Consider the following 15265-nt stretch of genomic DNA (forward strand, 5'->3'; position numbering starts at 1 on the left):
CCACCTCTGCAAGGAAACTGCCATGCCCCGCCTCCGCCACCTGCTGACGCTGACCCTGGGCACTGCCCTGCTGCACCTGCCGTCGGTGCAGGCTGCCGAAGAATTGCCCGCCGCGATCAAGCAGATCGAAGCCAAGGGCGCAAAAATCGTCGGCCAGTTCGACGCCCCGGACGGCTTGCGCGGCTATGCGGCGCAGTACCAGAACCGTGGCATGGCGCTGTACCTGACGCCGGACGGCCAGCATGTGTTGCTCGGCAATCTGTACGACGCCGACGGCAAGGACTTGAGCAGCGAACCGTTGCAAAAACTGGTCTACGCGCCGATGGCCAAGGAAATCTGGGGCAAGTTCGAAGCGAGCAACTGGATTCAGGACGGCAACAAGGATGCGCCGCGTACCGTGTACCTGTTCAGCGATCCGAACTGCCCGTACTGCAACATGTTCTGGGAACAGGCGCGGCCATGGGTCAAGGCCGGCAAGGTGCAGCTGCGGCACATCATGGTCGGGATCATCCGCGAAGACAGCCCGGCCAAATCCGCTGCGCTGCTGGCCGCGAAAGATCCGGCCAAAGCCCTGGAAGACCATGAGAAGGCCGGCAAGGCCAGCACCCTCAAGCCCTTGAAAGACATTCCAAAAGCGGTGCAGACCAAACTGGCCGCCAACATGCAGTTGATGGAAGACCTGGAGTTGCAGGCGACGCCGGCCATCTTCTACATGGACGACAAGGGTGAGCTGCAACAGCAGCAAGGCGCGCCTTCGCCGGACAAACTGGCGAAGATTCTGGGGCCTAAATAAGCCAGATCAAAAGATCGCAGCCTGCGCAGCTCCTACATGGGAACGCGTTTTCTGTAGGAGCTGCCGCAGGCTGCGATCATTTTCAATGACGCTCAGCCAAAAAGCCGAGCAACGCCTCGGTGACAAATTCGGGATTCTCCAGACTGGAGATATGCCCCGCCTCCGGCACCAGCACACACGGGCAACCAATCAGCTGCGCCATCTCCTTGGCCTCTGACGGCGGTCGCGGTTTGTCCTGATCGCCGCACAGCACCAGCGTGGTCGCGGCATTCAATTCGCTCAGACGCGGTAGCAGGTCATCCCGACTGAAAGTGATACGCCCCATGGGCACGATGCTTTCGCGCAGGCGGTCCGCAGTGTACGCCGCCAGTTTCGCGCGAAAGTCCTGATACAGCGCCGACTGCGGATCAATGCCCGGGCGGAAGAAGATCGGTACCACGATGTCGAGCAATGGTTCGGAGATCTCGCCGCTGTCCTCGATCTGTTTGAACAGCGAAAAGTAGTACTGGCGGGTGGGTTCCGGCTCCACGCCAACGTACGTATCCATCAGCACCAGGCCATTGAGCCGCTGCGCTGCCGACAAGGCCAGACGTACGCCCCACATACCGCCGACAGACAGTCCGATCAACGTGACCCGGTCGATACCCAGGTGATCGAGCAAGGCCTCGATTTGCCGCGCGATGTCATCCAGCGACGTAGTGCCTGAAGGTAAACGCCCTGACTCACCGTGGCCCCACAAATCCAGCGCAATCACCCGGTAGTGCGGTGACAGTGCAGCGATCTGCGGCGCCCACATGGCCGTGTCCCATAGATAACTGCCCGCCAGCAACACGGCCGGGCCGGTGCCTTGATCAATGTAGTGCAGCGCTTGTCCGTCAACCGTGAAGAAAGGCATCGACCACCCCCGCGATGAAAAAGAGAACCGGCAGACTGAGCTGCCGGTTGTTGATCGTCAACCCTGGATATGTACGTGAATATGCCGGTTTATCGGTGTTGAATGCACTGACGCCATCGCTGGCAAGCCAGCTCCCACAGTGATCGAATGTGTACACAAATTATGTGCTCACCATGAAACGTGTGGGAGCTGGCTTGCCAGCGATGGGGCCGGAACAGGCGCTGAAGATTACAAGCCTTCCAGCTCCGCCATCAGATCATTCAACCGATCCACCTTGTCCTCGGTCATGTCACTCGCCGCCAGGCCTTCGATGTACTCGGCCAACGCCTGCACCGTGCTGCACTCGAACATCGCCCGCAGCGGCACATCGCGTTGCAGGGTTTTCTGCACACGCGAGGCGATCTGTGTGGCCAGCAATGAATGACCGCCCAGCTCGAAGAAGTTGTCGCGCACCCCGACCTTGTCGACCTTGAGCACTTCGCCCCAGATATCGGCCAAGGTCTGCTCCAGCTCGTTGCGCGGGGCCAGGTAATGCTGGCTTTGCAACTGGCCGATCTCCAGCGCCGGCAAGGCCTTGCGGTCGAGTTTGCCGTTGGCGTTGTGCGGCAGCTGATCGAGCCACAACCAGTGCAGCGGCACCATGTACTCCGGCAATTCGCTGCGCAGGCGCTGCTTGATCCGCTCCAGACGTTCGCTCGGGTTAAGCGCCGAATCCGCCGCGACCAGATAGCCGACCAAGTGCTTGCCATTCACGCCTTCCTGCACGCCGACCGCTGCATCGCGGACTTCCGGTTGTTCGTGCAGACGTGCCTCGATCTCGCCCAGTTCGATACGGTAACCGCGAATCTTCACCTGATGGTCAACCCGGCCGACGTACTCCAGCACCCCGTCACTGCGCCGCCGCGCGAGGTCACCGGTGCGATACAGACGCTCGCCGGGCGCGCCGAACGGGTTCGGCACAAACACCGGCGCGGTGCGCAGCGGATCGCTGACATAACCGCGACCGACACCGGTCCCGGCCACGCACAACTCACCCACCGCGCCCAGCGGCACCAGTTCCAGCGCGCCATCGACCAGGTACAGCAAGTTGTTGTCGGTCGGCGTACCGATCGGCAAATAGCTGCCGCGAGTCGAGGCCAGGTCGACGCGGAAGAACGCCACGTCATCGGAGCATTCCGCCGGGCCGTAAGCATTGACCAGACCGATGTCCGGATAACGCAGCAGCCACTGATGCGCCAGTTCCGGCGGCATCGCTTCACCGGTGGGCAGCATCCAGCGCAGACCGTCGAGGCTCAGGCGCTCCGAGGCGAGCATGCCCTGAATCAACGACGGCACGCTCTCCAGCACGGTAATGCCCTGCGCCTGCACATGCACCAGCAGACCCTGCGGATCGTGGGCGATGCTGTTCGGCACGATGTCCACCCGCGCCCCGAACAGCGGCGCGGCGAGGAACTGCCAGACCGAAATATCGAAGCTTTGAGAAGCGGTCTGCGCGATCACGTCGGCATCCGTCAGTTGCAGGTACGGCACCTTGCTCAACTGGTTGTTGAGCATGCCGCGCTGCTCGACCATCACGCCTTTCGGCAACCCGGTCGAACCCGAGGTGTAGATCACGTAGGCCAGGTTGTCCGGGCCACTGTAGATCCCCGGGTTGTGCAGTGATGTCGCCAGCGCCTGCACGTCTTCCCAGACCAACAGCCGTGGTCGATTGGCGCAGCTGAATTCATCGAGCAAGGTCTGCGCCTGTTCGCGGCAGGCGTCGCTGCACACCAGCACGGGCGTGCGGCTCAGCTCGATGATCCGCTGCAGACGCTGGCTCGGCAGGCCCGGATCCAGCGGCAGGTAACCGGCACCGGCCTTGAAGCTGCCGATGATCATCCCCAGCAGATCCAGATTGCGCTCGCTCAGCAGCGCCACCGGTTGATCCATCTGCACTCCGGCCGCGATCAGTGCATGGCCGAGGCGGTTGGCGTTCTGGTTCAGCTCGGCATAGCTCAGTTGCTGATCGAGGCAACTGGCGGCAATGCGTTGCGGATGTTGCGCGACCTGCGCTTCGAACAGCGCCACGTAGCTGTGCTCCAGTGGATAGTCGTGCGCGCTCTGATTGCAGCCGTGCAGCAGGAAGTCCTGTTCCTCGGCACCCAGCAGCGGCAGTTCGGCCATGTCGCCATGGAAACCATCGACCAGTGCCAGCAACAGACGCTTGAACTCGCCGAGCATGCGTTCGATGGTCGACTCGTCGAAGTAACGCTGGTCGTAAGACAGGTGCAGACCGAGGTCATCGCCCGGGTAGCACACCGCCGTCAGCGGGAAGTTGGTGTGGGTCCGACCGGAGTCCGACGTCGCGTTGAGGCTCAGTGCACGGTCCAGCACCGAGACTTCCACCGGGGCGTTCTCGAACACGAACAGGCTGTCGAACAGCGGCTGGCCTTTCGGCAGTTCGCTCTGTTCCTGAATGTTCACCAGCGGCAGGTATTCGTACTCGCGCAGCTGCATGTTGCTGTCGAGCAGTCCGCTCAACCACTGACGCACACTGGCGCGTTGGTCGTCCGCCGGGATCTGCACTCGCAGCGCAATGCTGTTGATGAACAGGCCGACGGTGCGTTGCATCTCCGGCAACTCCACCGGGCGCCCGGCCACGGTCACGCCGAACAGCACGTCGCGATCACCGCTCAGGCGGCGCAGCACCAAGGCCCATGCCGCCTGGGCGAAGGTGTTGATGGTCAGTTGATAGGTCTGGGCCAGCTCGCGCAGACGGACGCCATCTTCAACGTTGAGACGGGTATAGCAGTCACCAACAAGCATGCCGCCGCTTTCGCCTGCGTGTTCGCGCAGGAACGGCCGGTCGCTCGGGATCGGCGTGGTGCGTTCGAAACCTTGCAGGTTCTGCTGCCACCACTGACGTGCCTCGACCAGGCTCTGGCGTTGCAGCCAGCCGATGTAGTCGCGGTAACGCGGCGGCACCGACAATTGTGCTTCGCGACCTTCACCGAGGGCGGTGTAGATCTCGAAGAAATCATTCATCAGCAGCGAGCGGCACCAGGCATCGATGAGGATGTGGTGGTTGCTCATCATGAACCAGTAGCGCGCCGCGCCAACCTTGATCAGGCGCAGGTGGAACGGTGCCTGATTGAGCAGATCGAACCCGGCCTCGCGCTCGCTTTTGAGCAGCGCTTGCAGCTTCGGTTCTTGCTCGTCCTCGGCAATGTCACACCAGTCCAGGTACTCGATCGGCGTGCGCCCCGGGGTGTGGATCACTTGCAACATGTCCTCGCCGACGTTCCAGCAGAACGAAGCACGCAGCGCTTCGTGACGAGCGACCACCGCTTGCCAGGCCTGGGCGAAACGCTCGGGATCAAGCTCACTGTTGATGCGGTAGCGATCCTGCATGTAGTACAGACCGGTGCCCGGTTCGAGCAAGGTGTGCAGCAACATGCCTTCCTGCATCGGCGTCAGCGGGTAGACATCTTCGATGTGCGCCGCTGGCACTGGCAGGGCATCGAGTTGCGCCTGGGTCAGTTTCGCCAGCGGGAAGTCCGACGGTGTCAGGCCGCCGGCCTCCTCCTGCAGGCAATGTTCGATCAGGCTTTGCAGCTCGCCGAGGTAAGCGTCGGCCAGGTCATTGATGGTCTGCGCGTCATAACGCTCGGCACTGAAGGTCCAGCGCAGCAACAGTTCACCGCCATACACCTGACTGTCGATGCTCAGCTCGTTGGGCAGCGGCGCCTGCGGATCGTGGGCTGCACCGACCGGCTCATCCAGCGGACGGAACAGCGCATCGCTGGCGAAACTCTGGTCGAACTGGCCGAGGTAGTTGAAGGTCACCGGTGCGTTCGGCAGCGCCGCCATGCTGCGCTGGCTGAGGTCATCGGCCAGATAACGCAGCACGCCATAACCGAGGCCTTTGTGCGGCACCGCGCGCAGTTGCTCCTTGATCGCCTTGATCGAAGCGCCCTGCCCGGCCGCTTCTTCGATGTTGTGCGGAGTCAGGCGCACTGGATAGGCGCTGGTGAACCAACCGACGGTGCGGGTCAGGTCGATCTCGTCGAACAGGGTTTCGCGGCCGTGGCCTTCCAGTTGAATCAATGCCGACGGCTGCCCGCTCCAGCGGCACAGCACGCGGGCCAGCGCGGTCAGCAGCAGATCGTTGACTTGCGTGCGGTAGGCGCGCGGCGTCTGCTGCAGCAATTGTCGGGTACGCTCGGCATCCAGGCGTACGCTGACGGTTTGCGCGTGATGATTCTGCTGTCCGCCCTGCGGGTTTTCGCACGGCAGCTCGGCGTTCGGGCCGGCCAGTTGGGTTTGCCACCAGTTCAATTCTTCACGCAACGATTCGCTGCCGGCATAGGCCTGCAAACGTGCGGCCCAATCCTTGAAGGCACTGGTTTTCGCCGGCAGTTGTACTGACTGTTCGGCGTCGAGCTGGCGATACACAGTTTGCAGATCGTCAAGCAGCACGCGCCACGAGACACCGTCGACCACCAGGTGATGGATCGCAATGAACAGGCGTTGCTGACCTTCGGGCCCGTCCACCAGCAAGGCGCGCAGCAGCGGGCCATTTTGCAGATCGAGACTGCGCTGGGCATCGGCAAACAAGGCTGCGCACTTGTCCATCGCCGCCACCCGCACCTGCCACAACACCTCGGCGTCGGACACCGGTTGATGCGTGACCTGCCATTGATCGTTGACCTGGGTGAAACGCAGACGCAAAGCGTCGTGCTGCTCGATCACCGCTAGCAGCGCTTGCTCCAGACGATGCGGTTCCAGTGCCACGCTCGGCTCCAGCAGCAGCGCCTGGTTCCAGTGCTGACGCTCGGGGACTTCAGTGTCGAAGAACCAGTGCTGAATCGGCGTCATGGCCGACTCACCGAGCACCAGTCCCTGCTCGGCAGTGACTTGCTCACTGCGGCTGGCGACGGCGGCCAGGGTCTGCACCGTCTGATGCTGGAACAGATCCCGCGGGCTGAAATGAATGCCTTGCTGCCGCGCCCGGCTGACCGCTTGAATCGACAGGATCGAGTCGCCACCGAGCTCAAAGAAGTTGTCGTTGAGACCGACCTGTTTGACGTTGAGCACCTCGCACCAGATCTGTGCCAGGGTTTGCTCCAGCTCATTGCTCGGGGCGACATAGTGCTGACGATTCAGCTCGGGATCCGGCGCCGGCAAGGCGCGACGGTCGAGTTTGCCATTGGCGGTCAGCGGCATGCTCGCCAGCAGGATCAGGTGCGTCGGCACCATGTAGTCCGGCAATTGCGCCTTGAGGTGCGACTTCAGTGCTTCACGCAGTTCGGCCTGGTGGGTTTCACTTTGTTCGGCGACATCGGTGACGAGGTAGCCCACCAGTTGCTTGCCGCTCGGCGCATCCAGCGCCAGCACTACCGCTTCGCGGATCGAAGCGTGATCGAGCAGCCGGGTTTCGATCTCGCCCAGCTCGATGCGGAAACCACGGATTTTCACCTGATGGTCAATCCGCCCCAGATATTCCACCAGCCCGTCGGCACGCTGGCGCACCAGATCGCCGGTGCGGTACATGCGACCGCCATCGGCGGCAAACGGGTCAGCCACGAAACGCTCGGCGCTGATGCCCGGACGGTCGTGATAGCCCTGGGCCAAACCGGCGCCGCCGACGAACAATTCACCGGTCGCGCCTTGCGGGACCAACGCCAGATCGGCGTCGAGAATGTACGCCACGCGGTCACCGATCACGCTGCCGATCGGCACGCTGCCGGCACCCTCTCCCAGCACTTCCGGTGCCAGACTGGCGAGTGGCATGACCACCGTTTCGGTCGGGCCATAGGCATTGAAGAACAGAGTCGGCTTGAACGCAGCGCGAATCCGTTGCAGGTGTTCGCCGGTCAGCGCCTCACCGCCGGTGATGATCATCCGCACCGGCAGAATTTCCTTCTGCGTGGCGAGGAACTGCGCCAGCTGACTGCCGTAGCTCGGGGTGAAGCCAAGCACTTTGATCCGGTGGGTGCGGATCAAGTTGCAGATTTCTTCCGCGTCCCACTGCCCTTGCGCCCGCAGCACCACGTGCGCGCCGCTGAGCAGCGGCACCAGCAGACGCTCGGTAGCGGCGTCGAAGTTGATTGAATAGAAGTGCAGTTCGCAGTCGTCCGGACGCATGCCGAAACGCTCGATCACCGCCTGGCAATGCATGGCGATTTCACCGTGCGACACCACCACGCCTTTCGGCTGGCCGGTCGAACCCGAGGTGTAAATCAGATAGGCCTGATGCTGCGGCAGGCTGATGAATGGCAGCTCGCTGGCCGGGTAATCCGCCAGCGCCGCGCTGTCATCCTCCAGGCACCAGCGCGCCACGCTCGACGGCAAATCGCCAAGGGCGTTGAACATCGCCCGGTCGCTGAGCAACAGACCGACACGGCTGTCCTCGATCATATAGCGCAGACGGTCGAGCGGGTATTCCGGGTCCAGCGGCACATAAGCGCCACCGGCCTTGAGAATCGCCAGCAGGCCGACGACCATTTCCAGCGAGCGCTCCAGCGCCAGACCGACCCGCACCTGCGGACCGACCCCACGCTCGCGCAGGGCCCAGGCCAGACGATTGGCGCGGGCATCGAGTTCAGCGTAGCTCAACGTCTGCCCGGCGAACGTCAGCGCCGGGGCGTCTTTGCGCGCCAGCGCCTGCTCGGCGAACAGGTGATGGATGCATTGATCGAGACGCCGTTCGCCCGGTTCGACACCGAGGCTGTCGAGCAGGTGTTGCTGCTCAGCCGGGTCGAGCAGCGGCAACTGGCTCAGACGCTGTTGCGGATCGGCGATCAGCGCTTCCAGCAGATTGCGCCAATGCCGGGCCATGCGCGCGATGGTCGGTTCGTCGAACAGGTCGGTGCTGTAGGTCAGGCAGCAACCGAGGCGATGATCAAGGTCGGTGACTTCAAGATTGAGGTCGAACTTGGTCGCCCGCGCATCATTGGCCAGGTATTCGACAGTCATCCCGGCGAGCATCCGGCTCTGCTGGAATTCCCAGCGCTGCACGTTGCACATCACTTGGAACAACGGGTTGTACGCCGCACTGCGTGGCGGTTGCAGCGCTTCGACCAGATGATCGAACGGCAGGTCCTGATGCGACTGGCCTTCGATCACGGTGTGGCGCACTTGCTCGAACAACTCACCCACCGACATCTGCCCGTCGAGCTGGCAACGCAGCACCTGAGTGTTGAGGAATGCGCCGATCAGCCCTTCGCTTTCCGGGCGGATCCGGTTGGCCACCGGTGCGCCGATGCGCAGGTCGGTCTGGCCGCTGTAGCGGTAGAGCAAGGTGGCGAGCGCAGCGGTCATGGTCATGAACAGGGTCAGACCGTTTTGCGCATTGAACGCACGGACGCGGGCGGCGAGGTCATCACTGAGATCAAAACGGAACAACTCGCCCTGATGGCTTTGCACCGGCGGACGCGGACGGTCGCCGGGCAGTTCCAGCAACGGATGTTCGCGACCGAGTTGCGCGGTCCAGTAGTCGAGCTGGCGCTGACGCTCACCGGACTCCAGCCAGTTGCGCTGCCACACGCTGTAATCGAGGTATTGCACCGGCAACGGTTCAAGCGGCGAATCGCGCTCATCGACAAAGGCTTCGTACAGCGCGCTGAGTTCGCGGGCAAAAATGTCCATCGCCCAGCCTTCAGTGACGATGTGGTGCAGGGTCAGGACAAAGTAATGCTCGTGCTCGGCGGTCTTGACCAGGCAGGCGCGCAGCAGCGGGCCGCTTTCCAGGTCGAACGGCAGATGCGCTTCTTCGTCGGCCAATTGCTGGACTTTCTGTTCGCGCTGGTCAGCCGGCAATTTCGAGAAATCCTGCCAGCCCATGCGCACGCCGGTCTCGGCATGCACCTGCTGACGCGCCACGCCATCGACACTCGGGAACGTGGTGCGCAGGGTTTCGTGGCGCAGGATCAACGCCTGCAACGCCGCCTCGAAATGCTCGACGTGCAACACGCCGCGCAGGCGCGCCATGCCGCCGACGTTGTACGCCGGGCTGTCCGGCTCCATCTGCCAGAGGAACCACATGCGTTGTTGCGAATAGGACAGCGGCACCGCTTGGCGGCGGTCGACTTTGGCAATCGGCGGCTGTTGGTTGGTCTGGCCGCTGGCCTGGATCAGGCGGATCTGTTCGGCGAAATCACCGAGTTCGCTGTGTTCGAACAAGGCGCGCAGCGGCAACTCGACGTCACAGGCCTGACGACTGCGCGAGATGATTTGTGTGGCCAGCAACGAGTGCCCGCCGAGGGCGAAGAAATCGTCGCGCAGACCGATCCGTGGCAGACCCAGCACTTCACGCCAGATCGCGGCGATCTGTTGCTCCAGCTCAGTGACCGGTTCGACGTGTTCACGCACTTGCCACTGCGGCTCAGGCAAGGCGCGACGGTCGAGCTTGCCGCTCGGGCTCAGGGGCATTGCGTCCAGACGCAGCAGTTGCGCCGGGACCATGTATTCCGGTAGTTCGGCGGCCAACGCGGTTTTCAGGCGGGCGATCTGCACGTGCTGATCTTCGCTCGCATCGACAGCGGTGAAGTAGCCGATCAGTTGCGCGCCGGCCACGGTTTCGCGCACCAGCACCACGGCCTGGGCGACGCCGTTTTGAGCCAGCAGGCGCGCTTCGATTTCTTCCGGCTCGACGCGGAAACCACGCAGTTTGACCTGCTGATCGAGACGGCCGAGGTATTCGATCACGCCATCAGCAGTCCAGCGTGCACGGTCACCGGTGCGATACAGACGTGCGCCCTGCTCGCCCAGTGGATCGATCACAAAGCGCTCGGCCGTCAGCGCCGGACGACCGAGGTAACCACGGGCCAGACCGATGCCGCTGATGCACAGTTCACCCGCTACACCGGCCGGCACAGGATTGAGATCGGCGTCGAGCACGCGACAGATCACGTTGCCCAGCGGCCGGCCAATCGGCGAGCGCTCGCCATCGGCCGTGGTGCAGTGCCAGTGAGTGACGTTGATCGCGGTTTCGGTCGGGCCGTAACGGTTGTGCAATTGCACCGCCGGCAGTTGCGCCAGCACGCGGTTGCGCAGTTCCGCAGGCAGCGCTTCGCCGCCGGAGAACACCCGGCGCAGGCTGGTGCATTCGGCGCTCAGCGGTTCGTCGATGAACAGCGAAAGCAGCGGCGGCACAAAAGTGCAGCGTGGTCACACCATATTCTTGAACAAGCTGCGCGATACGATGCGGATCGCGGTGTTCACCGGGGGCGGCGATCAGCAGGCGCGCACCAGTGATCAGCGGCCAGAAGCATTCCCACACCGACACGTCGAAACTGATCGGCGCCTTTTGCATCAGCACGTCGCTGTCGTTCAGGCGATAGGTGTTCTGCATCCATTGCAGACGTTCGGCCAGCGCCGCGTGAGTGTTGCCCACGCCTTTCGGCTGGCCGGTGGAGCCGGAGGTGTAAATCACATAGGCGAGGTTGTCGCCATGCAGGTGCAGGCCCGGGGCCTGGCTCGGCCAGTTTTCCAGGTGCAATGCGTCCATGGCGATCACGCTGACACCGTCACTGGCCGGTAGACGCTCGAGCAGAGCAGTCTGGGTCAGCAGCAGTTCGACGCCGCTGTCGCTGAGCATATAGGCCAGACGTTCGGCCGGATAATCCGGATCCAGCGGCACGTAAGCGCCACCGGCCTTGATGATCGCCAGCAGGCCGATCAGCAGTTGCGGCGAACGCTCGGCAGCGATTGCCACGCACACATCCGGGCCCACACCTTTGTCGCGCAGATAGTGCGCGAGACGGTTGGCCCGGGCGTGCAATTCGGCGAAGTCGAGACTGCCGCCGTCCCACACCAAAGCGGTGCGTTCCGGGGTCTGCCGCGCCTGTTCGTTGAGCAGTTCCGGCAGCCAGTGTTGCGCCGGCGTGCAGGGGGCGATGCTCCACGCTTGTTGCTGTTCGTGCTCGCACGGCGTCAGCAGTTGCAGGTCGCCGATCGCCTGTTGCGGGTGTTCGCACACACTGCGCAGCAGGTTGCTGAAGTGTTCGGCCAGACGCTCGATGGTCGCCGCGTCGAACAGTTCATCGGCGTAGTCGAAGGACAAGGTCAGGCGTCCGTTGCGATCTTCTTCGCTGTGCAGTTGCAGGTCGAACTTGGCTTCGCGGCTGTGCCACGGCAGCTCTTCGGCGAGCAGACCCGGCAGACGCTTGAGCGCACTCAGGTCGCGTTGCTGGTGGTTGAACATGACCTGAAACAGTCCCTGTTCGCGAGCCTGCGGGAACGCTTCGAGCAGTTGTTCGAACGGCAGATCCTGATGGGCCTGCGCACCCAGTGCAGCCTCGCGGGTCTGCGCCAGCAACTCGACAAACGACTGCCGCGAATCAACCTCGGCACGCAGTACCTGGGTGTTGATGAAGAAGCCGATCAGGCCTTGGGTTTCCAGGCGCGGGCGGTTGGCATTGGGGATGCCGATGCGGATATCGCGTTGACCGCTGTAGCGGTGCAACAGGCTCTGGAACGCCGAGAGCAACAGCATGAATGGCGTCGATTGATGCGCCTGCGCAGTCTGCTTGATCGCATCGCTGAGGCTGACACCGAGGCGCACGCTGTGGCGCGCGGCGCTGTGCAATTGTCTGGCCGAGCGCGGGCGATCGGTGGCCAGTTCCAGCACCGGATGGTCGTTGCCCAATTGGGCTTTCCAGTACGCCAGTTGCCGCTCGGCCTCGCCTTGCGCCAGCCATTGGCGCTGCCAGCTGCCGTAGTCGGCGTAGTGGGTGGGCAGCGGCGCGAGTTCGGCGCGCTGACCTTGCGAGGCCGCAGCGTACAGGCGTGAGAATTCGTCGATCAGCACGTTCAGCGACCAGCCGTCGGCGATGATGTGGTGCAACGTCACCAGCAACTGGTGATCTTCGTCGTCGAGGCGCACCAGCGTCACCCACAGCAGCGGGCCTTTTTCGAGATCGAATTGAGTGCGCGCTTCGTCTTCGCGGATCTGTTGCGCGCGGGCTTCACGCTCGTGCACTGGCAAGTCGCTGAGGTCAATCAGTTGCAGATTGAATTCAGGGGCGGCATCGACTTGTTGCAGCGCCACACCGTCGCGTTCGAAGAAGCGCGTGCGCAGCGATTCGTGGCGTTCGATCAATTGCTGGAAGCTGGCGCGCACCGCGTCCTCGTCCAGCTCGCCACGCAGACGCAGGGCGCCGGGGAATGTTGTAGGCGCTGCTGTGCGGGTCGAGTTGCCAGGTGATCCACAGACGGTTTTGCGCCAGCGATTGCGGCAGTGCTTCGTTGCGCGACAACGGGGTGATTGCGCCTTGGGCGCTGCCGCCGTCCTGTTGCTGTTGCGCCACGGCAGCGGCGAACGCGGACAGGGTCGGCGCCTCGAACAACAGACGCAGGTTCAGCTCCAGGCCCAGTTCTTCGCGCACCTTGGCGATCACTTGAGTTGCTGCAATCGAGTTGCCGCCGAGCAGGAAAAAGTGGTCGTCGGCGTTGACCTGTTTGAGATTGAGTTGCTCAGCCCAGAGCTTGCCGATCAAGGCTTCCAGCTCGGAGGTGGACGCGGTCGACTCGCGGGTTTCAGCGCTGGCCGGCGGGAACGTCGCGTAGCTGTCGAGGCTGCCATCGGCCAGACGCGTGCGGCACGCCGAGCGTTGCAGCTTGCCGCTGGACGTCTTCGGCAGCGCGCCCGGGTTGAGCAGCACCACCACGCTCGGCGCTTCCTGACAGGCCTCGGCCACCGCTTGGCGAATGGCTTTGATCAGCGCTTCGGGCGGCAGGGTTTTTTGCACGCTGCGGCTGATTTCCGCCGCGATGCCAATGCCTTCTTCACCGTCCTGAGTGACCGCGAATGCCGCGACGCGACCTTTGCGCACCACTTCCACTTCACGCTCGACGGTTTGCTCGATGTCCTGCGGATAAAGGTTGTGACCGCGCACGATCAGCATGTCTTTCAGGCGCCCGGTGATGAACAGCTCACCGTCGCGGATGAAGCCCAGATCGCCAGTGCGTAGCCAGGTGCGACCGGCGTGCTGGACGAAGGTCCTGGCGCTGGCCTCGGGGTTGCGCCAGTAGCCGTGAGCGATGCTCGGCCCGGCGGCCCAGACTTCACCGACGAAGTTGTCAGCTCGTTCTTTGAGCGTGACCGGGTCGGCAATCAGCACCGCGTGATCAGGCTGGCTGATGCCACAACTCATGATCGCGCTGCCGTCGCCCGGCTCGGCACGATTTTGCGCCAGCGCTTGATCGTCCACGCGTAACGCAGGAATACCGGTGCCACGCGGTGTGCCGGCAACGAACAGGGTCGCTTCGGCCAAACCATACGACGCCATGAAGCTGTCTTCGCTGAAGCCGCACGGGGTGAACTTCTCGGCGAAGCGCTCGAGGGTGTCGAGACGGATCGGTTCGGAACCGGAATAGGCCACGCGCCAGCGGCTCAGGTCGAGTCGTTCCAGTGCCGATTCGCTGACCCGCTCGCTGCACAAACGATAGGCGAAATCCGGCCCGCCGCTGATGGTGCCGCCGTATTGGCTGATCGCTTCAAGCCAGCGCAACGGGCGACCGAGGAAGTACGCCGGCGACATCAGGATGCACGGCACGCCGCTGAAAATCGGCTGCAGTAATCCGCCGATCAGGCCCATGTCGTGGTATAGCGGCAGCCAGCTGACGATCACGTCGTCGGGGTTCACGTCGATGCCGAAACCGTGGCGAATCAGCAGCTCGTTGGCCACCAGATTGCCGTGGCTGACCTGCACGCCTTTGGGCAACGCGGTGGAGCCGGAGGTGTATTGCAGGAAGGCGATGTGGTCCTGCGGCAGGGTCGGCTCAATCCAGTTCTCGGCCAGCGTGTTGTCAAGCGTATCGACGCACAGCAACGGCGGCGCCCCTTCGATGTGTTGCAAGGCATCGCGCAGGTCGGCGCTGGTCAGCAGCAAACGCGGTTCGGCATCGGCAATGATCGACAGCAGGCGTTCCTGATGATGACGACGGGCGGACTCCGGCGGATAAGCCGGCACCGCGATCACCCCGGCGTACAGGCAACCGAAAAACGCCGCGACGTAATCCGCGCCGCTGGGGAACAGCAGCACCGCGCGATCACCGAACTCAGCCTGGGCCTGCAATGCGGCAGCAATGGTGCGCGCGCGTTGATCCAGTTCGCGGTAACTGAGCACCACGCCCTGCTCCTCGGTTTCGGCGAGAAAGCGCAGGGCCAGGCGCTCCGGCGTGTGTGCCGCACGGCGCTGGAGGGCTTGGACCAGAGTGCTGGGGAGTTCGAACGCGTCGGTCATGAGGTTTCCTGCCTGAATTCGGCTTGCTAGTGGAATCGGGTTGCTGCGTCACGCCAGTCGTGGGCGTGCAGGGCGTGGTCTGTGCCGACCGCGCAAGGCTTGGGGAATGCTGTCTGGCCGGGGCTGTACCCCCGAAGCCATTCACCAATGAGAACGGATGGCGTCTGCAAATAATTAGTCAGCGGGCAGGATCGCCAACGGGGGCCGGGGTGTGGCGGTGTGTCGCAGTTCTCGATTCGCACCTTTACGGAGCATTAGTTCTCTTTCTCAATTGACAATCATTATCATTCAACATAATTTGTCGCTCGATGTGTAGGACGGCCTCGTCCCCCGGCGTCCCACTAACCT

The 15265-nt window shown here is 63.1% G+C and carries 2 protein-coding genes and 1 pseudogene; 1 reads left to right on the plus strand and 2 read right to left on the minus strand.

Annotation, left to right across the window (positions count from 1 at the left end; genetic code table 11):
• The first annotated feature begins 22 nt into the window (after positions 1–22).
• On the plus strand, positions 23–793 hold the full coding sequence (gene dsbG / locus HT737_RS26675; RefSeq protein ID WP_095668687.1) for a thiol:disulfide interchange protein DsbG: 771 nt from the start codon (positions 23–25) through the stop codon (positions 791–793).
• A gap of 82 nt (positions 794–875) precedes the next feature.
• Here dsbG and HT737_RS26680 read toward each other — a convergent pair whose 3' ends face one another.
• Together HT737_RS26680 and HT737_RS26685 are read right to left on the minus strand one after the other, a co-directional pair.
• Positions 876–1688 (minus strand): alpha/beta fold hydrolase, encoded by an 813-nt coding sequence (locus HT737_RS26680; protein ID WP_182404334.1) that lies wholly within the window; start codon positions 1686–1688, stop codon positions 876–878.
• A 228-nt stretch (positions 1689–1916) separates the two neighbouring features.
• Positions 1917–14917, minus strand: a pseudogene (locus tag HT737_RS26685) (non-ribosomal peptide synthetase).
• Between the last annotated feature and the right edge of the window lie 348 nt (positions 14918–15265).

It is taken from the genome of Pseudomonas sp. MD195_PC81_125 (genome assembly GCF_014060985.1).
Classification (GTDB): domain Bacteria; phylum Pseudomonadota; class Gammaproteobacteria; order Pseudomonadales; family Pseudomonadaceae; genus Aquipseudomonas; species Aquipseudomonas parakoreensis.